24 protein-coding genes are annotated in these 22053 nt (G+C 58.6%); 11 read left to right on the top strand and 13 right to left on the bottom strand.

Translation table 11 applies throughout. The features are described from left to right. Positions 1-291: 291 nt before the first annotated feature. Entirely contained in the window at positions 292-381 is a 90-nt protein-coding gene (locus tag ACMGF9_RS12745; protein ID WP_004931335.1) for a YnhF family membrane protein, read from the top strand. A gap of 64 nt (positions 382-445) precedes the next feature. Here ACMGF9_RS12745 and sodB read toward each other — a convergent pair whose 3' ends face one another. Beyond that, positions 446-1024: a superoxide dismutase [Fe] gene (gene sodB, locus ACMGF9_RS12740; RefSeq protein ID WP_021505464.1), complete on the bottom strand. Its 579-nt coding sequence runs from the start codon at positions 1022-1024 to the stop codon at positions 446-448. A gap of 199 nt (positions 1025-1223) precedes the next feature. Beyond that, a complete protein-coding gene (locus tag ACMGF9_RS12735) occupies positions 1224-2042 on the bottom strand; it encodes a C40 family peptidase (RefSeq protein WP_004931330.1) in 819 nt (272 codons plus the stop codon). 416 nt (positions 2043-2458) lie between these two features. On the opposite strand from ACMGF9_RS12735, the gene ACMGF9_RS12730 reads away from it, so the two are divergent. After that, a complete protein-coding gene (locus ACMGF9_RS12730; RefSeq protein WP_004931329.1) occupies positions 2459-2806 on the top strand; it encodes a Grx4 family monothiol glutaredoxin in 348 nt (115 codons plus the stop codon). 67 nt (positions 2807-2873) lie between these two features. Here ACMGF9_RS12730 and rnt read toward each other — a convergent pair whose 3' ends face one another. The 6 genes from rnt to ACMGF9_RS12700 form a co-directional block, all read right to left on the bottom strand. Continuing rightward, entirely contained in the window at positions 2874-3557 is a 684-nt protein-coding gene (gene rnt, locus ACMGF9_RS12725; RefSeq protein WP_016927925.1) for a ribonuclease T, read from the bottom strand. Between the two features lie 79 nt (positions 3558-3636). Further along, the gene (gene gloA, locus ACMGF9_RS12720) at positions 3637-4044 is read right to left on the bottom strand and encodes a lactoylglutathione lyase (RefSeq protein WP_004931325.1); all 408 of its coding nucleotides are present in this window, start codon (positions 4042-4044) and stop codon (positions 3637-3639) included. A gap of 341 nt (positions 4045-4385) precedes the next feature. Then, complete coding sequence (locus ACMGF9_RS12715) at positions 4386-5489, bottom strand: alkene reductase (RefSeq protein ID WP_118892084.1); 1104 nt, start codon at positions 5487-5489, stop codon at positions 4386-4388. Between the two features lie 91 nt (positions 5490-5580). After that, the gene (locus tag ACMGF9_RS12710) at positions 5581-6201 is read right to left on the bottom strand and encodes a TetR/AcrR family transcriptional regulator (protein WP_021505463.1); all 621 of its coding nucleotides are present in this window, start codon (positions 6199-6201) and stop codon (positions 5581-5583) included. Positions 6202-6303: 102 nt separating this feature from the next. Further along, entirely contained in the window at positions 6304-7941 is a 1638-nt protein-coding gene (gene eptA, locus ACMGF9_RS12705) for a phosphoethanolamine transferase EptA (RefSeq protein ID WP_049240185.1), read from the bottom strand. A gap of 138 nt (positions 7942-8079) precedes the next feature. After that, on the bottom strand, positions 8080-8721 hold the full coding sequence (locus ACMGF9_RS12700; RefSeq protein WP_004931317.1) for an NAD(P)-dependent oxidoreductase: 642 nt from the start codon (positions 8719-8721) through the stop codon (positions 8080-8082). A gap of 139 nt (positions 8722-8860) precedes the next feature. On the opposite strand from ACMGF9_RS12700, the gene ACMGF9_RS12695 reads away from it, so the two are divergent. From ACMGF9_RS12695 to ACMGF9_RS12685, 3 genes are all read left to right on the top strand, one after another. Continuing rightward, a complete protein-coding gene (locus ACMGF9_RS12695) occupies positions 8861-9790 on the top strand; it encodes a LysR substrate-binding domain-containing protein (protein WP_193152098.1) in 930 nt (309 codons plus the stop codon). Positions 9791-9813: 23 nt separating this feature from the next. Beyond that, positions 9814-10053, top strand: coding sequence for a DUF1289 domain-containing protein (locus ACMGF9_RS12690; protein ID WP_015377731.1), 240 nt, complete (start codon positions 9814-9816; stop codon positions 10051-10053). Positions 10054-10152: 99 nt separating this feature from the next. After that, positions 10153-11049, top strand: coding sequence for an aldo/keto reductase (locus ACMGF9_RS12685; protein ID WP_004931312.1), 897 nt, complete (start codon positions 10153-10155; stop codon positions 11047-11049). Positions 11050-11108: 59 nt separating this feature from the next. Here ACMGF9_RS12685 and ACMGF9_RS12680 read toward each other — a convergent pair whose 3' ends face one another. Continuing rightward, positions 11109-12953 carry a polyurethanase gene (locus ACMGF9_RS12680; RefSeq protein ID WP_103085603.1) on the bottom strand — a complete coding sequence of 615 codons (1845 nt, stop codon included), beginning with the start codon at positions 12951-12953 and terminating at the stop codon, positions 11109-11111. A 241-nt stretch (positions 12954-13194) separates the two neighbouring features. On the opposite strand from ACMGF9_RS12680, the gene sodC reads away from it, so the two are divergent. Then, positions 13195-13716: a superoxide dismutase family protein gene (gene sodC, locus ACMGF9_RS12675; protein WP_015377733.1), complete on the top strand. Its 522-nt coding sequence runs from the start codon at positions 13195-13197 to the stop codon at positions 13714-13716. Here the strand turns inward: sodC and ACMGF9_RS12670 are convergent, their stop codons facing one another. Genes ACMGF9_RS12670 through ACMGF9_RS12660 form a run of 3 tightly spaced genes read right to left on the bottom strand, consistent with a single transcriptional unit; the run spans position 13717 to position 16854 of the window. Continuing rightward, positions 13717-15747: an FUSC family protein gene (locus ACMGF9_RS12670; protein WP_021505458.1), complete on the bottom strand. Its 2031-nt coding sequence runs from the start codon at positions 15745-15747 to the stop codon at positions 13717-13719. A gap of 3 nt (positions 15748-15750) precedes the next feature. Beyond that, on the bottom strand, positions 15751-16614 hold the full coding sequence (locus ACMGF9_RS12665; protein ID WP_015377735.1) for an HlyD family secretion protein: 864 nt from the start codon (positions 16612-16614) through the stop codon (positions 15751-15753). A 3-nt stretch (positions 16615-16617) separates the two neighbouring features. Beyond that, complete coding sequence (locus ACMGF9_RS12660) at positions 16618-16854, bottom strand: DUF1656 domain-containing protein (protein ID WP_004931303.1); 237 nt, start codon at positions 16852-16854, stop codon at positions 16618-16620. A gap of 180 nt (positions 16855-17034) precedes the next feature. Between ACMGF9_RS12660 and slyA the strand changes: the two genes are divergently transcribed. After that, the gene (gene slyA, locus ACMGF9_RS12655) at positions 17035-17466 is read left to right on the top strand and encodes a transcriptional regulator SlyA (protein ID WP_004931301.1); all 432 of its coding nucleotides are present in this window, start codon (positions 17035-17037) and stop codon (positions 17464-17466) included. Positions 17467-17559: 93 nt separating this feature from the next. On the opposite strand, the gene ACMGF9_RS12650 is transcribed toward slyA, so the two are convergent. Then, positions 17560-18024, bottom strand: a complete 465-nt coding sequence (locus tag ACMGF9_RS12650; protein ID WP_025159710.1) for a glycine zipper 2TM domain-containing protein — start codon at positions 18022-18024, stop codon at positions 17560-17562. A gap of 351 nt (positions 18025-18375) precedes the next feature. Between ACMGF9_RS12650 and anmK the strand changes: the two genes are divergently transcribed. The 4 genes from anmK (at position 18376) to tyrS (ending at position 22001) form a co-directional block, all read left to right on the top strand. Next, positions 18376-19497, top strand: coding sequence for an anhydro-N-acetylmuramic acid kinase (gene anmK, locus ACMGF9_RS12645; protein ID WP_021505456.1), 1122 nt, complete (start codon positions 18376-18378; stop codon positions 19495-19497). Positions 19498-19542: 45 nt separating this feature from the next. After that, positions 19543-19845: an MliC family protein gene (locus ACMGF9_RS12640; RefSeq protein ID WP_004931294.1), complete on the top strand. Its 303-nt coding sequence runs from the start codon at positions 19543-19545 to the stop codon at positions 19843-19845. 88 nt (positions 19846-19933) lie between these two features. Then, entirely contained in the window at positions 19934-20587 is a 654-nt protein-coding gene (pdxH, locus tag ACMGF9_RS12635; protein ID WP_021505455.1) for a pyridoxamine 5'-phosphate oxidase, read from the top strand. A 139-nt stretch (positions 20588-20726) separates the two neighbouring features. Further along, entirely contained in the window at positions 20727-22001 is a 1275-nt protein-coding gene (gene tyrS, locus ACMGF9_RS12630; protein WP_021505454.1) for a tyrosine--tRNA ligase, read from the top strand. The last annotated feature ends 52 nt before the right edge of the window (positions 22002-22053 follow it).

Genomic DNA, 22053 nt, shown 5'->3' with positions numbered 1-22053 from the left:
GCATGTAAGTGTGATGTTAATCGTTTGCCTACGTAGATCCTTCTCCAGAGAAGCGAAAACTGAGTTTTTAGTGTGTTGAAGTCTTCAGCGCTTAATCAGGAGGGGCATGGATGCCGGTACGCAGTTGTGAACTGCGAATTTTGTCGCATATTGAACAAAAGTGGAAGAGGTAATCGAGATTATAAACCGGGAAATGATAACAAGATTTTATCGGCGAACTGTGGGAAAATGATTTGACGTACTAATTGTGCGCCTTTTATCCTTAGGAAAGCCCATTTTAAAGGAGTTGTCATGGATACCGATCTGAAGATGTCTCTGTTCACTACCGTCGGCGCGTTGGCGATGATCATCGCTTTCAGCTTTGTCGCCGCGTTGAACTGATCTCCCGCCGGTTTTAAAAAAGGCGCAGCCTGGCTGCGCCTCGTCACTTCGGCAAGGCCTGCGTTTACGCCAGGTTTTCCGCCGCAAATTTCCAGTTGACCAACGCCCAGAAGTTTTCCAGGTATTTTGGACGCGCATTGCGGTAATCGATGTAATACGCGTGTTCCCACACGTCAACGGTCAGCAGCGGTTTATCTTCACCGGTCAGCGGAGTTGCCGCGTTGGAGGTGTTGACGATCGCCAGCGCGCCGTCCGGTTTTTTCACCAGCCAGGTCCAGCCGGCGCCGAAGTTTTTCACGGCGGCATCGGTGAACTGCTCTTTGAACGCAGCGAAAGAGCCGAAGGATTTGACGATCGCCGCCGCCAGTTCGCCCTGCGGTTCACCGCCGCCCTGTGGCGACAGGCAGTGCCAGTAGAAGGTGTGGTTCCACACCTGCGCGGCGTTGTTGAACACGCCGCCGTTGGAGGTCTTGATGATCTCTTCGAGCGATTTGCCCTCGAACTCGCTGCCTTTCACCAGGTTGTTCAGGTTAACCACGTAGGTATTGTGGTGTTTGCCGTAGTGGTATTCCAGGGTCTCGGCGGAGATGTGCGGCTCGAGCGCGTTTTTCTCATACGGTAATGCAGGTAATTCAAACGACATTGCTTCCTCCTTTACAGCGCCACTTTCTTCCCGCCCAGGCGGGAGCCAGATGGGCCGTTTTTTATTGTGGTCATTCAATCTTAACAATTTTCATCATAAAAAACAGGAGGAAAAGCGAGAAATGCGCGTGGGGGAGTGCGATGGGCGATAGCTTGAGCAGGCGGTTGCGACCGGGGCCGCAACCGCGCAGAACAGGGAATTAACGGATGGTTTTCGGCGTCACTACGCGGCGTGCGCCGATGTAATGGTTTTGCCAATAGTCGTTGTCGAGCTGGCTGATGCGGATCTCTTCGCCGGTGCGCGGCGACTGGATGAATTTGCCGTTGCCGAGATAGACGCCGACATGGTCCGCCACGCCGCGGTTGTTGATGCGGAAGAACACCAAATCGCCGCTTTCCAGTTCGCTTTTCTTGATCGGCGCCGCGTCGCGAAGGTGATACATTTCGTTGGCGGTGCGCGGCATCTTGATTTTCACCACGTCCTTATAGGCGTAATAGATAAGGCCGCTGCAGTCGAAGCCGGTGCGCGGCGAGCTGCCGCCCCAGCGGTAAGGCTTGCCCATCTGATCCATCAGCTTGGCCATCGCGGTCTGTTTGGCATGCTGGTAACGTTTTTTGTGCGCCGGGCTGAGTTTTAACGGCTTTTCTTCACGCGCCAGTTTGGCGGTGGCCATACCGGCGTCGCGGTGGCGGCCATAGCCTTTTTTATAGCCCTTTTTCGGCGGGGTGACTTTAATCTTGGCGGTTTTCTGCGCTTTGGCCTTGGGTTTGGCGCTGACGATCTTTTTCGCGCTTTTCTCGCTTTTGGCCTTGGCGGTCTTGGTTTTTTTCTCGGGGGCCGTCACTTTGGCTTTTTTGGCGGCTTTATCCGCTTTCTTTTTTCTGCGGTCATCGGGCCGCGCTTCATTAGCATGGCTTTTACGCTGCTCGGCGGCAACGCGCGCCTGTGGCGCAGCGTGCGCCAAATTGAAGAAGAGCTGCGTAAACAGCAGCGCAAAGAGCGTAAGAATTAAACGCATGTCGACGTCACCAACCTTGGCCCCGAAACGGATATCGAAAGAGTTACAGTATTCCCGAACTTCACCATATAAAACAGCGAAGAACTCATAAATAATAATCCATATTGTGAGAAAACGTTAATGACATTTTTTTTGGTTTAAAATCAGCCTGTTGATGTATAAAAAAGCGCCAGGCGACGGTGGCGGATATAATTAAGCCGCGCCGGCATCGCGGCGCAATATATTAGTGAAATGGTCGGATTAAAAATGTTATTCTCAACGTATGTTTTGACCGGAATGACGTGGCCGGTGAAACGCGATCGGCGGCGGGCGAATATCCTTGCAAAAGATGGCGTTTTCTTGCGACTGTTCCAGCCGCTACAATAGCCCGCGTGATGCATGTTGTAGCCATGAAATGTGGCTTGAGGAAGCAATAAATGACGACGACACTTGAAAAAATTCAGCACCAGATCGCTGAAAACCCGATTCTGCTTTACATGAAAGGTTCGCCAAAGCTGCCGAGCTGCGGCTTTTCCGCGCAGGCTGTGCAAGCGCTGTCCGCCTGCGGCGAGCGTTTCGCCTATGTGGACATTTTGCAGAACCCGGATATCCGCGCCGAGCTGCCAAAATACGCCAACTGGCCGACGTTCCCGCAGCTGTGGGTAGATGGTGAGCTGGTCGGCGGTTGCGATATCATCATCGAGATGTATCAGCGCGGCGAACTGCAGCAACTGATCAAAGAAACGGCAGAAAAGTATAAAGCGCAGGAAGACCAGCAGTCTTAATCGACGGGCTTGCGATGATCGCGTAACGGGCGGCGCCAGTGTAACTGGGCCGCCTTTTTTGTTGGTTTTATTCGGCGAGATCGCCGGCGGGCAGCGGCCAGCCGCCGAGACGTTTCCAGCGGTTAACCAGCTCGCAAAACAGCAGGGCGGTTTGCTCGGTGTCGTACAGCGCGGAGTGCGCCTGGCTGCTGTCGAACGGCATGCCGGCGGCGATGCAGGCTTTGGCCAGCACCGTTTGCCCCAGCACCAGGCCGCTCAGCGCGGCGGTGTCGAAGGTGGCGAACGGATGGAACGGGTTGCGCTTCAGGCCGGCGCGTTCGGCCGCGGCCATCAAAAAGCTGTGATCGAAGTTGGCGTTGTGCGCCACGATAATGGCGCGATTGCAACCGCGATCCTTGAGCCCTTTGCGCACCGCTTTGAAAATGGCGTGCAGCGCGTCATATTCGCTGACCGCGCCGCGCAGCGGATTGTGCGGATCGATGCCGTTAAACGCCAGCGCTTCCGGCTGCAGGTTGGCGCCCTCGAAAGGCTCCACGTGGAAGTGCAGGGTTTCGTCCCGCTGCAGCCAGCCGTCCTCATCCATTTTCAGCGTGACGGCGGCGATCTCCAGCAACGCATCGGTATTGGCGTTGAAGCCGGCGGTTTCAACATCTATTACTACGGGATAAAACCCACGAAAACGACCACTCAGGGCGTTAAGATCACTTTTCTCGGCCATCAGTTTCTTATCTTCATCGAATGCAGCGCGCATTATGGCAAATTTTGCGCCCGGTTGCAGGCGCTATCGCGCGGAGAATCAGCAGGGCGCCAACGCGCCCTGAAGGGGAGGCTTAGTGGCCGAGGCCCTGACCGGCGTGTTTGTTTTCGATCAGCTCGATTTTGTAGCCGTCCGGATCTTCGACGAAGGCGATAACCGTGGTACCGCCTTTCACCGGGCCGGCTTCGCGGGTGACTTTGCCGCCGGCGCGACGGATGCTGTCGCAGGTGGCGGCAACGTCATCCACGCCCAGCGCCAGGTGGCCGAAGGCGGTGCCCATATCGTAGCTGTCGGTGCCCCAGTTATAGGTCAGTTCGATAACTGCGCCTTCGCTCTCTTCCGTATAGCCGACGAAAGCCAGGGAGTATTTGTACTCCGGGTTTTCGCTGGTGCGCAGCAGGCGCATGCCTAATACCTTGGTGTAGAAGTCGATGGCGCGTTGCAGGTCACCGACGCGGATCATGGTATGGAGTAAGCGCATAATTCCTCTGAATTGACTGTGCCGTGGCAGACGGCGGGTGGATTGAAGCACAAGCGAGTATAGCCTTGTCCCGCAAGGGAATTCAACGTGACGAACTGGTGACAATGTCACTTTGTGGTCTCGCGTCGAGGGTGTCTAAATATTGATCGAGTGTACCGATCGATACAGAGTAATTGATCTGCACAATCAATTATCTATTCCAGCGGCGATCGTGTAAAAATCGAACGGCAATAAAGATCAACACCAGGGAACAGCGGCCCGCCTCGTGCGGGCCTTTTTGCTTTGCGCGCGACGCATAAAAAACGGCCATGCGATTGCGTGGCCGTTGGGGTCAGGACAGATTACTTCGCCAGAAACGGATAGTCGGTATAGCCTTCGGCGCCGCCGCCGTAGAAGGTTTCCGGCTTAGGTTCGTTCAGCGGGGCGTGCTGGCGGAAACGCTCTACCAGATCCGGGTTGGCGATGTAGCTGCGGCCGAAGGCCACCGCGTCGATGAAACCTTTTTCGATCAATGCTTCGGCTTTTTCGGCGGTGTAGGCGCCGGCACCGACGATCACCCCTTTAAAGTGGGCGCGCACCGAGTCGCGGAAGGCGTCGGAATACGGTTTGCCGCCGGCCCAGTCAGGTTCGGAGATGTGCAGGTAAGCGATATTGCGCTTATTCAGCTCTTCCACCAGATACAGCGCTGCTTCTTCCTGATCTTCGCCGTTGTCCAGCCCGTTGAACGGCCCCAGCGGCGAGATACGGATACCGATGTGTTCGGCACCCCATTCGGCGATGGTGGCGTCGACCACTTCCAGCGTCAGGCGGGTGCGATTCTCAATGTTGCCACCGTATTGATCGGTACGTTGGTTGGAAGCCGGTGACATGAACTGGTGCAGCAGATAGCCGTGGGCAGCATGCAGTTCGATGAAGTCGAAACCGGCTTCGCGCGCGTTGGCGGTTGCTTGGCGGAAATCGTTGATGATGCCCGGGATCTCGCTGGTTTCCAGCGCGCGCGGCGTGGAGGTCGGCACGCGCACCCAGGCGCCGGTTTCATCACGCACGGTGGTGCGGGTTTCGGCGTTGATGGCCGAAGGTGCGACCGGCGCTTGCCCGCCTGGCTGCAGGCTGGCGTGGGAAATGCGGCCTACGTGCCACAGCTGCACGGCGATGTGGCCGTTGTTGTCATGCACTGCCTGCGTGATGTTTTTCCATGCGGCGATCTGCTCCGGCGTATGCAAACCGGGCGCGCCGGCGTAGCCTTTCGCCTGGAAGGAAACCTGGGTCGCTTCGGTCACGATCAGGCCGGCGCTGGCGCGCTGTGCGTAATATTCCGCCATCAGCGGCGTAGGAATATCGCCCGGCTCGATGCTGCGCAAACGCGTCAGCGGAGCCATAAACACGCGGTTGGGCAGGGTGATGGCGCCAACCTTCAGCGGAGAGAGCAATTTTTCAGTCTTCATAGTGCATCCTGTATTTAATAGACCGGTCGTCTAGTAATGGGCGATAAAAAACCATGAACTGCATTTTTTCAATAAAAATAAGTTGTTACCGTTACGGTTGCGGCGGGCGCAGCAGCAACTCGATACTTTCCAGCGCGCTGGTCAACGGCGCCAGCGAGTGACGGATTTTGGCGCGCAGCGTGGCGCCGAGCCACAGTGAATACAGCGTTTCTGCGGTTGCCGCCGGGCTCATGGCTACCGACAGCGAGCCCTCGGCGATACCGCGCTCGATGGCCTCCTGAAGATGGCCGATCACGCGAGCGGTGCCCGTTTCCAGCGCATGGCGCATCGGTTCTGACAGATCGCTCACCTCGGCGGAAAGCTTCACCGCCAGGCAGGCGTTGTGGCATTCGCTGCGGCAGTGGTAGCTGATAGCCTGGGCGTAATAGCCGAGCAGCTGGTGGCGGGCATCACCGCGTCTGTCGGCAAACAGCGCCTGCATTTCTGCATCATAATGCGCGAAATAGCGCTGCAGCATCGCTTCGCCGAAGGCTTCCTTCGAGCGAAAATAGTGGTAGAACGAGCCTTTCGGCACGCCCGCGGTGGCCAGCAGTTCGCTCAGCCCCATGCCGGTAAAGCCCAGGCGCAGGCTGAGGGTTTCGCCGGTGGCGAGCAGATGTTCACGTGTATCCACGTTGCAATGCGTTGATTTGGTCATCATGGTGCCGAGCATAATAGACCGATTGGTCTAGGTCAATGGGAATAAAAAAACCGGCGCACAAAACGCCGGTTGTCTGCAAACTATTGTGCCCCAGCGGCACGCGGAAGTTAAGCGCTACGCCGCGTTGCGGCAGCGTTGCAGGATATCCAACTGGGATTGATATTCGCGGGTTTGTACGTTCAGCATGCCCAACAGGGTGTGGAACAGGTTGTCCTGCGAAACCTCGTCCTTTTCCGCCAGCGTATTCAGACACTGGCGATCGATGCCGAAATTGCGCTGATAGTCGGCCGACATCCACATCAGGAAAGGCACGTGCGTTTGCTGGCTCGGCGCGAAGACATAAGGCGTACCGTGCAGATACATGCCGTTTTCCCCCAGCGATTCGCCATGATCGGACAAATAGACCAGCGCGGTATTGAAACGGTCGTCATACTGCCGCAGCAGCTTGATGGTGGCATCGAGCATCGCGTCGGTATACAGGATTGAGTTGTCGTAGGTGTTCACCAATTGTTCATGGCTGCAATCCTGGATCTGATTACTGTTGCAGGTCGGCGAAAACGCCTGGAATTCTGGCGTGCTGCGGCGGTAGTAAGCCGGGCCGTGGCTGCCCATCTGGTGCAGCACGATCACGCCGTCGTCTTTCAGGCTATTGATGTAGTCGTTCAGCTTGTACAACAGCACGTTGTCCATGCAAACCTCGCCGTCGCAGTCCTGCGGCGGTTTCAGCTTGGTCATGTCGATGTGCGGCACCCGGTCGCAGGCGCCTTTGCAGCCGCCGTCGTTATCGCGCCACAGCACATTGACGCCGGCATGCGCCAGCACGTCGAGCATGCCTTCCTGGTGCGTCGCCTGAGTCGCGTCGTACTCCTTGCGTGGCATGTTGGAGAACATGCAGGGCACGGAGATCGCCGTTTCGGTGCCGCAGGAGCTGGCGTTTTTGAAGTAGACCACGTTGTCCTGCTTCAGGCGCGGGTTGGTTTCGCGTTCATAGCCGCCGAGGGAGAAGTTTTCGGCGCGGGCGGTTTCGCCCACGACCAGGATCACCAGCGTTTTCTTGGCCTGCCTGGCGATCAGCGGCCCTTTACGCGCATCTTCGCCGATCTTGACCAGCGGCAGATTGCGGGTGAAGTAACGCTGTTCGGTAAACTTGATGGTGCCGGCCACGAAGTTGGACGGCGTCAACATCTTCACCACGCTTTTATTGTTGCGGATCAGCGAAGCGTAGTCTTTGTAGAACAGCGCGGCGACGATCAGGATCACCACCAACGACAGCATGACGTTGGCGGCGCGCAGTCCGACCATGTACCACCAGGGGCGAGTCTGGCGAATTTGGGTGAAGCAGACCGCCACCGCCGGCAGAATGCCGAGCAGCGTCAGCCACAATCCCATGCGCGGCGTCAGCAGCGCGGTCGCCTCCTGAGGGTTGGTTTCGAAGGCGTTTTGCATCATGTTGCCGTCGATCACCACACCATAGCTGAACATGAAATAGTTGGCTGCGGCGCTGCCGAGCAAGAAAAAGATGATCAGCGGCTTGCGCAGGTAGGGCACGGTCAACACGCTGAAGATGATATTCAACGCACAGAAGATCACCACCGGCATGCTGGCGGCGAAAATCACGCTGTGGGCGCTATCGAAGGTGATATACGACCAGGCGCGCTGCAGGAATAAGGCGTTCTGAAATAAAGTGAAGAACAGGGCGGCGGCGAGGGTAAAACCGAGGCTGTTGCACCGTAAGCGTTGACGTAACCACATTGCCAAATCGGGATCCTGAAAGTAGATAATGCCTTGAAATCTACCGGATGAAACTTAAGAAAACCTTAGAAACTCAGATTACTGGCGGCGGAGAATACGCGGAAAACGCCAGGCCGAGCGGCCTGGCGGCGGGGCGGTTTAGTAGGCGGCGGTGAATTGCGCGCGAATAAACTGAGGCTTTTCAATCTCATCAACGATAGCGACCGCCAGGTCTTCCACCGAAATGCTGGCCGGCGCTTCGCCGTTCATCAGCAGTTGCGTGGTGCCGAGGCGGAACTGGCCGGTGCGTTTGCCCGGCTCCAGCAGGGCGGCCGGCGAAAGATAGGTCCAGTCGAGTGCCGACTCGTTACGCAGTTTGTTGCGCAGATCGCGCACCGCCTGCGCGCCGGGGCGGATATTTTCCGGGAACTGCGGCGTATCCACCAGTTCAACGCCCGGCGCCACTTCCAGGCTGCCGGCTCCGCCGACCACCAACAGGCGTTTGACGCCGGCCTGCTCGACCGCGGTGAGGATCTGCTGGGCGCCGCGGGTGGTTTTCTCATACAGGTTGTCTTCGCCCCAGCCGGGGTTGTAGGCGCTGATCACCGCGTCCTGGCCGCGCAATTGTCCCGCCAGCCAAGCCGTATCGGCGACGTCGCCCAGTGCGACGGTCAGATTGGCGTGCTCCGGCAACTCTTTTTTCTGGCGCGCGATTGCCGTCACCTGAATACCGCGAGCCAGCGCTTCATCCACCACGCGGCGGCCAACAAAACCGGTTGCTCCAATAATGGCTACTTTCATCTGTATGCTCCTTCGGGGATAGGTTCAGTATCGTGAGGCAGGCCGAGGTGCCTGCCGCGTGGTTTCTACTCTAGTCCTTAACAATAGCCGTGATTAGTGCCATATTCATGCTTTCTTGATTAAGTAAAACTTCATAATCGTGGATAAACTCAATCGAATGGCGGTATTCGCCACCGTGGTGGCGGAGGGCTCGCTGGCCGGTGCGGCACGGCGGCTGGGCATGACGCCGTCGGCGGTCAGCCAGCACATGCGCTCGCTGGAGAAGGCGCTTGGGGTGCCGTTGCTGCATCGTTCCACCCGCCGTCTGGCGCTGACCGAGGCAGGAGCGGCGTTCTATCCCGGCTGCGAGGCGATGCTGCAACAGGCGCTGCAGGCGGAGCAGCGGTTGGCGGAGCTGCGGGATACGCTGGTGGGGGAGCTGCGCATCGCCACCCCGGTCGGCATCGGCGGCCGATCGCTTGCGGAGGCGTTGTCGCCGCTGTTGCAGGCGCATCCCAAGCTGACGCTGCGAGTGCTGGCGGACGATCGCATCGTCGATATGATAGAACAGCGGGTCGACATTGCGCTGCGGGCCAACCGGCAGCTGGCGGACGCCAATATGATTGCGCATCCGCTGACGGCGTGGCCGATGGTGCTGTGCGCCGCACCGCGTTACCTCAGCCAGCATGGGGTGCCGGAAAAACCGCAGGATTTGGTACAGCACCGCTGGATCTCCAGCGGCTACAGCGGGGCGCATCTGGATTTGCAGCACCAGTCCGGCCAGCAGGTCAAGCTGCGGCTGGCGGAAGGACAGATCGTCAGCGAGAGCATGAACGTGATGCGCGCCTTTACCCGCGCCGGTCTGGGCATTTCCGTTCAGCCGCTGTATGAAATTGGCGACGAACTGCAGCGCGGCGAGCTGTTGCTGCTGTTGCCGGAGTGGCGGCCGGCGCCGCTGCGGCTGCACGCGCTGACGCTGGAACGCACTATGCCGGAGAAAAGCCGCCAGGCGCTGCGCTATTTGCGTGACTATTTTCGCCGCAATGGAGAAAAGGGACTTGCCAGCGGCGGCGATGGCGTCTTCAATTAGCAAGAGAACGCAGGAGGAGCCCCGTGGCGCAGCAGCTTGAGTTTTTCGACATCCCCAGCCCGTGTCGCGGCATTTGTCAGGCCGACGATCGTGGATTCTGCCGTGGCTGCCTGCGCAGCCGCGAGGAGCGTTTCGGCTGGATGAACATGAGTGATGCGCAAAAGCGCGAGGTGTTGCGCCTGTGCCGTCAACGCTTCCTGCGGCTGCAGCGCGCCAATAAAGCGCCTGACGAGCCGCTGCCGGAGCAGCCGTCGTTGTTTTAACCTTTCCTGATCTGCCGCACGTTCGTGTGGCTTACCGCTTCCCTGTGCATCACCGGCTTGTGTATGCTGGCTGACAACTAATGTCATGAGGTTTTCGCAATGGTAGAACGTATTCGTCTCGCGCCGCAGGGGCCTGAATTTTCCCGCATGATTTGCGGTTACTGGCGGTTGATGGAGTGGGGCATGTCACCGCAGCAGCTGCTGACGTTCATCGAACAGCATGTCGAACTGGGCGTCACCACCGCCGATCACGCCGATATCTACGGTGGCTATGCCTGCGAACAGGCGTTCGGCGACGCGCTGCGTCTGAAGCCGGCGCTACGCCAGTCGCTGGAATTGGTGACCAAGTGCGGCATCGCCACCACCGCCAAGCCCGGTAACCCGATTGGGCATTACATCACCGACCGCGATCATATCGTGCAGAGTGCGGAACAGTCACTGCGCCATCTGCATACCGATTACCTCGATCTGCTGCTGATCCACCGCCCGGATCCGTTGATGGACGCTGACGACGTAGCCGAAGCCTTCGTTGCGTTGCACAAAAGCGGCAAGGTGCGCCATTTCGGCGTATCCAACTTTACGCCCGCGCAGTTCCAACTGCTGCAGTCGCGTCTGCCGTTCACGCTGGCGACCAACCAGGTGGAGATCTCGCCGATTCACCAACCGGCCATTCTCGACGGCACGCTCGACCAGTGCCAGCAGCTGCGCATCAAACCGATGGCCTGGTCCTGCCTGGGCGGCGGGCGCCTGTTCAACGACGCCGAGTTTCAGCCGCTGCGCGACGAGTTGCAGCGGGTGGCGCAAGAGATCGGCGCGGAGACCATCGAGCAGGTGGTGTACGCCTGGGTGATGCGCCTGCCGTCGTCGCCGTTGCCAATCATCGGCTCCGGCAAGATTGAGCGGGTGCGTTCGGCGCTGAAGGCGCAGAAACTGGTGCTGAGCCGCCAGCAGTGGTTCCGCATTCGCAAGGCGGCGCTGGGGTATGACGTGCCTTAAGGCGGGCAGAAAGAGGAAAGCCGGGCGGCGAAAGCGCCCGGCTTTTTTTATGCCGATCTTTAGGCCAACACCACCTGATCGGTGCTGATGTGATCGAGCGAGACGCCGATCAGCGTGACCTGGCTGTGGCCGAAGGCCAGCACCAGATCGTCGTTTTGCTGCGTGGCGTAGTCGCGGATATTGCCGCTGGCGCCTTCGGTGCCGATAAATACCAGTTTATCGCTGGCGTTGAAGCCATACAGCTGGTCGCGGCCGAAATCGCCGCTGAACAGGAAGGTGTTGCCGTTGCCGACGCCCTTCAGGATGTCATCGCCGCTGCCGCCGACGAAGGTCAGGTTGCCGCCGGCGTGGCCGATCAGCGTGTCGTTGCCGGCGTTGCCGAACAGCCAGGCGTCGTGGCTGCGAGCCTGCAGCACGTCATCGCCGTCGCCGCCGGTGGCGGCGGCGGCATAGGCTTTGAGGCCTGAGTCCGATTTCAATCCGGCGGCGGTTACCTGATGATCCACTTCTTTGTTGAAGATAAGCCAGGAGGTTTCTTTGCTGCGCAGGGTGCTGATGTCGTCCGCCAGCGTAATGCCGCCCTTGGCGTCGCGCAGGTAAAGCGTGTTGCCGTCGTAGGCGACCTCGGTATTCTTCAACGCCTGCTGGGTATCGAAGATATTGTGGCCTTTGCCGCCGGCGATCAGGTTATAGCCGCCGGCGTCGCGGAAGATATCGTCGCCGTCGCGGCCCTCGAGATAATCGTTGCCTTTGCCGCCCTTGATCAAATCATTGCCGTCGCTGCCGATGATAAACGTCGGCCCGCTGTGCGTTTCCGCGTTGCGGTTCAGGTCTTCCACCCAGGTACTGCCGCGCGTGACGTTCGACAGGTTGGAGACGATGATGGTCGAGTCTTTGTCGGTCAGCGAATAAAACTCGGAGTTCAGCACCCGTATCAGGCCGTCCTGATAGAAGAACGGCAGGTGGGATAGCCAGGTCGGAATGTTGAGAATGGAGAACGGCAACAGATTCCAGGCGTCCGACGCGTAGTGATCGTTGAAGTTGACGATATTGTTGGTGGCGGAGGTATGCGGCGCATCGTGAACGCCCAATGACGGCAGGGTCAGCGAGGTGCCGTCGAGCGCGCGAAACACCGGATCGTTCTCATAGCCGATGTTGATCACCTTGCCGCCGGCTTCGTACTGGGTCGGCGAGGCGAAGGCGACATAGTTGGACTGCGCGTAGAAGCCGCCCCAGTTGGCGTCGCTCTGCGCCGCCATGCTGTTGACCGCCAGCCCGCCGAGGCTGTGGCCGCTGACCACCACGTCCTCGCCGCTCAGCCCGTGGGCCTGCGCGAATTTCGCCACGTCGCCCAGCAAGTTGCCGAACGCCTTCAGCGTGTAGCCGTCGGCGTAGCCTTTCGGCCCGAACCCGGCCAGCAGATCGTTAATCACATCGCCGATGGTATCGCCGATCAACGACTCGCGCGGGCCGCTGGTGCCGCGAAATGAGATGCCAATGGCGGTGAGATTGCCTTCGCTGTCATATTTTCCCAGCACCTCGGCCTGCGCGGTGGTGTAACCGGCGGTCTCGCCGTAGTAGGTGCCGCGCGCATCGGTTTTGCCGGCGTAACCCAACTGCGTGGCGCTGATCACCGACCAGCCGGCATTGTTCACCGCTTCCTGCGCGGCCTGTTCGGAGTCGGGGTTCCAGGGAAGGCCGGGCAGGCCGCCCTGCGACTGGGTGCTGCCGATGAGCGCCGTGATCAGCGTCAGCGGCAGACCGAGCCCGAAACCGGTCTGGTGATAGCCTTCATCGAAGCCGTTATCGATATTGTGGTAAGCGTAGGTAGAGATGGCCAAGGCGTCGGAAAACAGCGCCTTTGACGCGTTTTCGTCCAGATCCTTATAGCTAAAGATGCCCATATCAGTTCCTTATGAAGTATGCCGCCTGGCCGGGAAGTGAACTCTCGCGCGTCGGCGGTGGAAACAGGGAAACAACGTTAGCCGAACGACAGCTGGTCAGAGGACCAACATCGGTAGAATTATTATTGGTGCTAAATATTAGGCCCGCGAATCAAATTGGCGAGATTGTGCGTTGGTTAACAGTGCTGGCGTTGGCTCTCCTATACTGATAACTCGATATAGTCATTAAGGAGACTGATTGATGAAACGTTATTGGTATGCGGCGCTTGGCCTGATGGCCTGCGGGGCCGCTCAGGCGGCGACGGTCGACGTTGAGATGAATTTGGTGACCGGGCAGGGTATCGGTCAGGATATCGGCAAAGTGGCCATCAGCGAAACGCCTTACGGCTTACTGTTCACGCCGAGCCTGAAAGCCTTGCCGGCCGGGGTGCACGGTTTCCATGTGCATGAGAAAGGCAGCTGCGAGCCGGGCATGAAGGACGGCAAGGCGGTGGCGGCGCTGGCGGCTGGCGGGCATTTTGATCCGCAAAAAACCGGGAAACACCTCGGACCCTATGCCGACGGGCATCTGGGCGATTTGCCGGCCATCTATGTGACCGCCGACGGCATGGCGAACGATCCGGTGTTGGCGCCGCGGCTGAAAAAAATCAGCGAAATTGAGGGCAAGGCGCTGATGGTGCACGCCGGCGGCGATAACCACTCGGATCATCCACAGCCGCTCGGCGGCGGCGGTGCGCGCTTCGCCTGCGGCGTGATCAAGTGATCACCCGCCGCTAACGGCCGGTGCGGCGGCGGGCTGGCCCATCGCCTGTTGCAACTGCTGCAGCGAGCAGTAGAGCCGCCAAATCAGGCCGGCCAGATCGCGCGCCGCCTGTTCCGGGTGGTGCGCCAGCGCGTTGCTCATGCGCAGCAATTCCTGCAGCGTGGCGTCCAGCGAACTGTGCTGCACGCCTTTCTCCGTCATGATGCCGCGCAGGCAGTGGATACAGACGTTGCGCACCGCCGACAGCGGATCTGATCGGGTTTGCCAGTCGCGCAGTTGCCAGACGATATGGCTGCAGTTGAGCAGCACCACGCCCCAGCGCAGTAACCAGGTGCGCGCCTCCTGATCCTGACTTTGATTGAGCTGGCTGATGCGATGGTAGATCAGCGATTCAAACTGGCTTTCGCTCTGCTGCGGCCGTTTGCTCAACTGATCGATAAAGTCGCGCCGCAGCGCGCGGATAATGCGGCGGCTTTTGCGTTTGTCCGAGCTGGGGCGCAGGATCTGAAACGCCAGCCCGGCCAGCAGCACGCCGACGACTTTAGCGATGTTGTCATTGATAAAGGACTGGTAGTCATAGCTCGGCGGATTGCTGACGGTCAGAAACGAGCCCATAAAGACGATCAGCTGCCCCCAAAGCGCGGCATAAGGCGGGTTCTGCAGCTTGAGCATCTGCATGGTCACCAGGATCGGGAACAGGAAGGCGCAGAACACCCAGAAATCGTCAATCTGGATCATCAAACCGAATTTCACCACGAAGCAGGCGACCGAGAGCAGCAGCACCGCCTTGAGCAAGGTGCTGACGCTGTTGATCGGCGAAGGCGTGGAGGAGTAGAGCACGCAGCTGATGGCGGTGAGCGTCAGCGCCGCGCTGCCGGCGTCCCATTGCGTGTTGATCCAGTAGGCGCAGCCGATCACGATGCACAAAAAGGTGCGCAGGCCATTGTAGGCGGCTTCATAGCTGTCGGTATGGCGCGCCAGCGAAGTGGCGCGCGGCGGTTGGAGATCGCTGACCGCCGTGGCGCTTTCCAACCGCCGCAGCCAGCGGCTGCAGCGCAGGTAAAGCCAACAGAAATCGCGCAACCGCAGCCAGAAGGCGCGATGGCGATAGTCCGCGGGATCGTGCGGCGCGATCTGCTGGAGCAGGCGCGCCAAGCGATATTTATCGGTGGCGGGATCGCGCAGCTCGTCCAGCAGTTGCGTCAGCACCGGCATCAGATTGACGGGGCGATCCGGCCAGTTCAGCAGCATGCGGCGCAGGCTGGAGATGACGCTGGTAATGCGCAGCTGCTGGTGCAGCAGATAGTTGAGCAGGTTATTTTGCCGCCGCAGCCGGTAGTGGCTCCAGAATGCCTGAATGCGCAGCAGGTTCATGGTCAGGATCTGGCCGATGACCCCTTCGTGCGAGGTGCGCATCTGCGCGGTGACCTCCGGCTGCCACAGCATGGCGGCGTGCTCCAGCAGGCGCAGTTGCATGCGCCGCAGCGAGGTCATCAGGGCTTCGCCGTCGGAGGTGCTGGGCAGGATCATCATCATCAACCCGCCGCACAGAATGCCGGTGATCACTTCGCAAACTCGCGCCTGGGCGATGTCGAAGATCTGCTGGGTATCGGTGACGTTGACCGTGCCGAAGGCGATGATGGCGGCGGTATAGCCCGCCAGCGCGAAGGCATAAGAGACGTTGTTTTGGTAATGGTTGGAGACGTAGGTGCACAACCCGATCCAGGCGGCGATGAACAGCGTAAACAGCCAGGGATCGTTCAGGCAGTGGCCGGCGATCGCCACCGAGGCGGCGGCGCCCACCAGGCTGCCGAAGATGCGGCCGATGCTTTTGCTGATCACGCCGCCGATGGTGGGGAAGCTCACCACCGCGGCGGAGGTAAGCGCCCAATAGGGTTCGTCGAGTTCGAGCACGAACGCGACCCACAGCGCCAGACACATCGCCAGCGAGTTGCGCAGCGCATAGCGCCATTGGCCGCCGGTCGCCCTACCCCAGGGGGTACGGCTCCACTCCAGAAAGGGCAGGTTCACACTTTAGTTCCGCTGATGAATCGAAATGGTGCAGGTGGTGCCGGCAACCAGCGTCAAATCGGCGGGCACGTTGAGCAATTTTATCCGCACCGGCACGCGCTGAGCCAAACGCACCCAGGGAACATTGGGCTTAACATCCATTAATAGATCGTTGTTGCTGTCAACGCTCTGATCGTAAATGGCGCGGCCGATACTCTCTACTTCTCCCTGCAGCGGGGTGTTGCCGTTATATAAGACAATATCGGCTTTATTGCCTTCTTTTATATGTTTCAGCTTGGTTTCTTCGAAATAACCGAGTACATAAAACGAATGGACATCCACCAACGCGACCAAAGGCGTGCCGGCGTTGGCGTAGTTCCCGACCCGCGCCTGCAGATTGGTGATATAACCGTCGGTCGGCGCGTAAATTTTAGTTTTGCTCAAATTCCATTTGGCCTGTTCCAGGTTGGCCAGGGCGGCTTTATAGGCGGCCTTCATTGCCTGAGCGGCTAAATTGGACTCGTCCAAATCTTCAGCGGAAATAACGTTGCGCGGCAACCCGCGGCGTCGGGCGGCTTCGTGGTCTGCCTTGGCCAGATCCGATTGCGCTTTTGCCACCGCGGCCTCGGCATTGTCCAGCGCGATCTGGTAGGGCACCGGGTCGAGGGTAAAAATCAGACTTCCCGCAGGTACGAACTGATTGTCATTCGCGCTTATTTTCTCTAATCTTCCAGAGACTTCAGGGGTGATATTGACGAGTTCGGCGCGCACTTTTCCATCACGGGTCCATGGGGATTGCATATAATAATTCCAGAGCCACCAACCGGCGCAGACGGCAATGGCGCAGACGATCACCGTAGAGAAGTATTTTAATGTTTTATGCTGCATGGGTTACCAACTCGCTAAAATCCATAAGGAACCGCTGACGGTCAGAACGAAAATGGACAGGTCCATCAACATGGGATGCCAGATTTCACCGGAATACATCCAGTCTCTCAGCAGTTGATGAATCAGCAGCCATAAGACCAGTCCTAGTAAAAAAGCTTTAAATATAGGTGGAAAATAAAGCGATGCCCCCAGGACCAAATCGGGTAAGGGGGATGAGGTGTGTAACCATGATGTATTCACATTAACAATCCCTAAGGGTGAATATGTTGAATATTTGCATAACGATTAAACGATAACGGCCGAAAATAGTGGCTATTTCCACAATATACATTATATACATTTGTGTTTTTAATGTGAGTTACCCAAAATAGTCTAAACTCTGGGAGGTAATGTTAGCATGCTAATTATAAGGAGGGGGAAGTGGAGTCAACATTAGGTTCAGATTTAGCACGATTAGTTCGTGTTTGGCGCGCGCTCATCGATCATCGGCTCAAGCCGTTGGAGCTGACCCAAACGCACTGGGTCACTTTGCACAATATCAATCGTTTGCCGCCGGAGCAGTCGCAAATCCAATTGGCCAAGGCGATCGGTATCGAGCAACCGTCACTGGTTCGCACGCTGGACCAATTGGAGGAGAAGGGGCTGATCACGCGTCACACCTGTGCCAACGATCGCCGCGCGAAGCGCATCAAGCTGACCGAAGCGGCCGATCCGATCATCAGGGAAGTGGACAGTGTGATCACGTCTACACGCAGTGAGATTTTAAGCGGCATTACCGCCGACGAAGTGCATCTGTTGGTAGGGCTGATTGGCAAGTTAGAACAAAATATCACCGAACTGCAGAACAAATAATAATATTCTTATTTTTCTACGATTACAGTTTCACAGCATCAGAAATAAAACCGGAGGCGATTGCCTCCGGTTTGCCGTGTGCCGCCTGCTGACTTACAGCGGAGAGACGGTGATGGTGTCGCCCATGCGCGCCATGCGCACGCGCTGACCCGGGCTGAACTTGGTGTCGCCTGCTTTCTGCACCACCACGATGTTCTCTTTCTGGTCGGTTTTGATTTCCAGCTCGTAGCCTGAGGTACGACCGGCCACTTCACCGATGCTGTTGCCCGCCGCGCCGCCGGCGATAGCGCCCGCCGCGGTAGCCAACGTACGGCCGGTGCCGCCGCCAACGGTGTTGCCCAACAACCCACCAATTACCGCGCCGCCGATCATCCCCAAGGCGTTGGAGCCTTCGCCGCCCTGAATTTTAACCGGACGCACGGAAACCAGCGTCCCGTAAGTGACGTTCTGCACCTGCTTGGCCTGCGAGGACGAGTAGACATCGCCGGACATGGATTCATTGGCACACCCAGCCAACGTAACGGCGGCGACGGCAACGACGAGAAGACGCTTGATCATATAAAACTCCTGATGGTAGTAGTCCATAACCTGGCAATGCTCACCAGGCAAGATTCAGTGAAAATGATAGACAAAGTATGGCTGAAAGTTGATACAGCGCCATGCCTCATCGCTGCACGCAGCTTAACTTTTCTCTGTTCAACCAATAATAAACCGCGGTTTACCTTTATGACAGCCTCACCGACATTCCGTTGCCGGTTAACGCACGGTTTAACACATAAAATGTGCCACAGAGACGCATCTGGCTCACGGCGCGTAAAAAAAGCATCATAATTCATGGCGTTAATTCGTCAATTCTGGTTTATTTGTCAGGATAAAATTTGCTTACCGTGCGGGTTAGAGGATGTTGCTATGAAGTCAGGCCGCTATATAGGCGTCATGTCCGGCACCAGTCTGGACGGAATCGATGTGGTATTGGCCGCGATTGACGATCGCATGGTGGCGCAGCAGGCCAGCTATAGCCATCCGATGCCGATCGCGCTGAAAAAAGAGATCCTGGGGATGTGCCAGGGGCAGCAAACCACGCTGGCCGCCGTCGGCCGGCTGGACGCACAGCTGGGCACGCTGTTTGGCGAGGCGGTGCTCGGCCTGCTGAAGCAAACCGGCATTGACGCGGATCATATCACCGCTATCGGCTGCCACGGCCAGACGGTATGGCACGAACCGGAAGGTGACGCGCGTTTCTCGATGCAGCTCGGCGATAACAACCGCATCGCCGCGCTGACCAATATCACCACCGTCGGCGATTTCCGCCGGCGCGACATGGCGTACGGCGGGCAGGGTGCCCCGCTGGTGCCGGCGTTTCATCAGGCGCTGCTGGGGCATCCCGTCGAGCGGCGCATGGTGCTAAACGTCGGCGGCATCGCCAACCTCTCTCTGCTGTTGCCCGGTACGGCGGTGCGCGGTTTCGATACCGGGCCGGGCAACATGCTGATGGACGCCTGGGTGTGGCGCCACCGCGCGCAGCCTTATGATCAGGACGGCGGCTGGGCGATGCAGGGGCGAGTCTGCTTGCCGTTGTTGCAGCAGATGCTGGCGGATCCGTACTTCGCGCAACCGGCGCCGAAAAGCACCGGCCGCGAGTATTTCAATATCGCTTGGCTGGAGCGGCAGCTGGCCGGACTACCGGCGATTGCGCCGGTCGACGTGCAGGCCACGCTGACGGAGCTGACCGCCGTCAGCATTAGCGAACAGGTGCAGCTGGCCGGCGGGGGCGAGCGTCTGTTGGTGTGCGGCGGCGGGGCACGCAACACGCTGCTGATGGCGCGTTTGTCGGCGCTGCTGCCGGGCACTGAGGTCGGGCTGACCGACGATTTCGGCGTCAGCGGTGACGACATGGAGGCGTTGGCCTTTGCCTGGCTGGCCTTCCGTACGCTGTCCGGCCAGGCCGGCAACCTGCCTTCGGTAACCGGCGCCAGCCGTGAAACGGTGCTGGGTGGGATTTATCCGGTTTTGCCATTGGGGGGCCGTTAGCTCTGTTAGGATAGCCTGTGAAGGATTTTTCTAAGGAGCAACAGCATGAAAAAAGTCATTTTCGTCGCCGGCGCGCTGGCGCTGTCCGGCTGCAGCTACATCCTGCCGCAGAGCAGCCAGACGATGCACTACCAGTGCGGCACTACGCCGCTGACGGTGGCGCTCGACGGCAAGGCGAGCGAAGTCAGCCTGCTGATGGATGGCGAGCAGCTGCATCTCAAGCAGGTGCTGGCGCTGACCGGCGCCAAATACAGCGACGGCAAATACACTTTTTGGTCGAAAGACCGCAATGCCTATCTTGAGCGCAACGGCAAGGTAGTCATGAGCGACTGCGTGTTGACGGAGTGACGGTCAGCGGCGGCGTCGGAGCGATTGAGTTCCTGGCGCCGCAGGCGCAGAATGTAACGACGGATTTTTCAGTTGGTCGATAACCCAGATGATTGAAAAGAATGAGTTTGATGTTGCGGACCTGCGCCGTGAATATACCCGAGGCGGCCTGCGCCGCAACGATCTGACCGCCAATCCGCTCGAGCTGTTCGAGCGTTGGCTGAAACAGGCCTGCGACGCGCGCCTGGCCGATCCGACCGCCATGTGCGTCGCCACCGTCGACGAACGCGGCCAGCCGTATCAGCGCATCGTGCTGCTGAAGCATTTCGATGAGCAGGGGTTGGTGTTTTACACCAACCTCGGCAGCCGCAAGGCGCAGCAGCTGGCGCACAACCCGCATATCAGCCTGCTGTTCCCCTGGCACATGCTCGATCGCCAGGTGATTTTCCTCGGTCAGGCGGAGCGCCTGTCGACCCTCGACGTGCTGAAGTATTTCCATAGCCGGCCGAAGGACAGCCAAATCGGCGCCTGGGTGTCGCAGCAGTCGTCACGCATTTCCGCGCGTGGCGTGCTGGAAAGCAAATTCCTCGAGTTGAAGCAAAAGTTCCAGCAGGGCGAGGTGCCGTTGCCGAGTTTCTGGGGCGGATTCCGCGTGAAATTCGACTCCGTCGAGTTCTGGCAGGGTGGCGCCCACCGCCTGCATGACCGTTTCCTGTATCAGCGGGACGGGAATGACTGGAAAATTGACCGACTGGCACCTTGAAGACGTAAAATCCCCCTCTAAGCGCTGGTGCTGACGCCGCCGGCGCTTTATTCTATGCGCTACCCTGAATTTTTATTTCGCCACTGGGCGAAAGGCCGTGTACCGGCAAAGGTGCATTCGTTTATACATGGAGTCATTGATGGCAAGCAGCAACTTGATTAAACAACTGCAAGAGCGGGGCCTCGTTGCCCAGGTTACGGATGAGGAAGCGTTAGCGGAGCGACTGGCGCAAGGGCCAATTGCACTGTATTGCGGTTTCGATCCGACCGCTGACAGCTTGCATTTGGGCCATCTGGTTCCTCTGTTGTGCCTGAAGCGCTTCCAGCTGGCCGGCCACAAGCCGGTAGCGTTGGTGGGCGGCGCCACCGGCCTCATCGGCGATCCGAGCTTCAAAGCGGCGGAGCGCAAGTTGAACACCACCGATACGGTGAACGAGTGGGTCGAGAAGATCCGCAAACAGGTTTCCCCGTTCCTCGATTTCGACTGCGGCAGCAACAGCGCTATCGCGGCCAACAACTACGACTGGTTCGGCGGCATGAACGTGCTGACCTTCCTGCGTGATATCGGCAAGCACTTCTCCGTCAACCAGATGATCAACAAGGAAGCGGTCAAGCAGCGTCTGAATCGTGACGACTCCGGCATCTCCTTCACCGAGTTCTCCTACAACCTGCTGCAGGGCTTCGATTTCTCCGAACTGTACAACCGCCACCAGGTGGAGCTGCAGATCGGCGGTTCCGATCAGTGGGGCAACATCACCTCGGGTATCGATCTGACGCGTCGTCAGCATCAGAAGCAGGTGTTCGGCCTGACCGTGCCGTTGATCACCAAAGCCGACGGCACCAAGTTCGGTAAAACCGAGGGCGGCGCGGTCTGGCTGGCGCCGGAAAAAACCAGCCCGTACAAGTTCTACCAGTTCTGGATCAACACCGCCGACGCCGACGTTTACCGCTTCCTGAAATTCTTCACCTTTATGAGCCTGGAAGACATCAACGCGCTGGAAGAAGAAGACAAAAACAGCGGCAAGGCGCCGCGCGCCCAGTACGTGCTGGCGGAAGAAGTGACCGGCATGGTGCACGGTGCGGAAGGCCTGGCGGCCGCCAAGCGCATCACCCAGAGTCTGTTCTCCGGTGCGCTGCACGACATGACCGAAGCGGACTTCGCCCAGCTGGCGCAGGACGGCATGCCGACCATCAAACTGGACCGCGACGCCGATCTGCAGCAGGCGCTGGTGAATGCCGAGCTGGTACCGTCACGCGGCCAGGCACGCACCATGATCGGCTCCAACGCGGTAACCATCAACGGCGAGAAGCAGTCCGATGCCGAATACCGCTTCAGCGATTCAGACCGTCTGTTCGGCCGCTACACGCTGCTGCGCCGCGGCAAAAAGCATTACTGCCTGGTGGATTGGCAGTAAGCGAATAATAACGGTAAGGGGCCCTGGCGGCCCCTTTATTTTTGCGCAGCCG

Origin of the sequence: Serratia sp. BNK-23, assembly GCF_047456145.1 — a bacterium.
GTDB lineage: Bacteria > Pseudomonadota > Gammaproteobacteria > Enterobacterales > Enterobacteriaceae > Serratia > Serratia nematodiphila.
This window is presented reverse-complemented; position numbering and strand designations above follow the sequence as displayed.

Excerpts from the sequence above, each read along its gene's own strand:
- rnt (WP_016927925.1), bottom strand. The coding sequence starts at position 3,557 with ATGCGCGCTGCATTCGATGAAGATAAGAAACTGATGGCCGAGAAAAGT.
- ACMGF9_RS12680 (WP_103085603.1), bottom strand. The coding sequence starts at position 12,953 with ATGGGCATCTTTAGCTATAAGGATCTGGACGAAAACGCGTCAAAGGCG.
- ACMGF9_RS12710 (WP_021505463.1), bottom strand. The coding sequence starts at position 6,201 with ATGCTCGGCACCATGATGACCAAATCAACGCATTGCAACGTGGATACA.
- gloA (WP_004931325.1), bottom strand. The coding sequence starts at position 4,044 with ATGCGCTTACTCCATACCATGATCCGCGTCGGTGACCTGCAACGCGCC.
- tyrS (WP_021505454.1), top strand. The coding sequence starts at position 20,727 with ATGGCAAGCAGCAACTTGATTAAACAACTGCAAGAGCGGGGCCTCGTT.
- ACMGF9_RS12700 (WP_004931317.1), bottom strand. The coding sequence starts at position 8,721 with ATGAAAGTAGCCATTATTGGAGCAACCGGTTTTGTTGGCCGCCGCGTG.
- anmK (WP_021505456.1), top strand. The coding sequence starts at position 18,376 with ATGAAGTCAGGCCGCTATATAGGCGTCATGTCCGGCACCAGTCTGGAC.
- pdxH (WP_021505455.1), top strand. The coding sequence starts at position 19,934 with ATGATTGAAAAGAATGAGTTTGATGTTGCGGACCTGCGCCGTGAATAT.
- sodB (WP_021505464.1), bottom strand. The coding sequence starts at position 1,024 with ATGTCGTTTGAATTACCTGCATTACCGTATGAGAAAAACGCGCTCGAG.
- eptA (WP_049240185.1), bottom strand. The coding sequence starts at position 7,941 with ATGTGGTTACGTCAACGCTTACGGTGCAACAGCCTCGGTTTTACCCTC.
- ACMGF9_RS12745 (WP_004931335.1), top strand. The coding sequence starts at position 292 with ATGGATACCGATCTGAAGATGTCTCTGTTCACTACCGTCGGCGCGTTG.
- ACMGF9_RS12665 (WP_015377735.1), bottom strand. The coding sequence starts at position 16,614 with ATGCAGCATAAAACATTAAAATACTTCTCTACGGTGATCGTCTGCGCC.
- ACMGF9_RS12735 (WP_004931330.1), bottom strand. The coding sequence starts at position 2,042 with ATGCGTTTAATTCTTACGCTCTTTGCGCTGCTGTTTACGCAGCTCTTC.
- ACMGF9_RS12650 (WP_025159710.1), bottom strand. The coding sequence starts at position 18,024 with ATGATCAAGCGTCTTCTCGTCGTTGCCGTCGCCGCCGTTACGTTGGCT.
- ACMGF9_RS12715 (WP_118892084.1), bottom strand. The coding sequence starts at position 5,489 with ATGAAGACTGAAAAATTGCTCTCTCCGCTGAAGGTTGGCGCCATCACC.
- ACMGF9_RS12685 (WP_004931312.1), top strand. The coding sequence starts at position 10,153 with ATGGTAGAACGTATTCGTCTCGCGCCGCAGGGGCCTGAATTTTCCCGC.
- ACMGF9_RS12640 (WP_004931294.1), top strand. The coding sequence starts at position 19,543 with ATGAAAAAAGTCATTTTCGTCGCCGGCGCGCTGGCGCTGTCCGGCTGC.
- sodC (WP_015377733.1), top strand. The coding sequence starts at position 13,195 with ATGAAACGTTATTGGTATGCGGCGCTTGGCCTGATGGCCTGCGGGGCC.
- ACMGF9_RS12730 (WP_004931329.1), top strand. The coding sequence starts at position 2,459 with ATGACGACGACACTTGAAAAAATTCAGCACCAGATCGCTGAAAACCCG.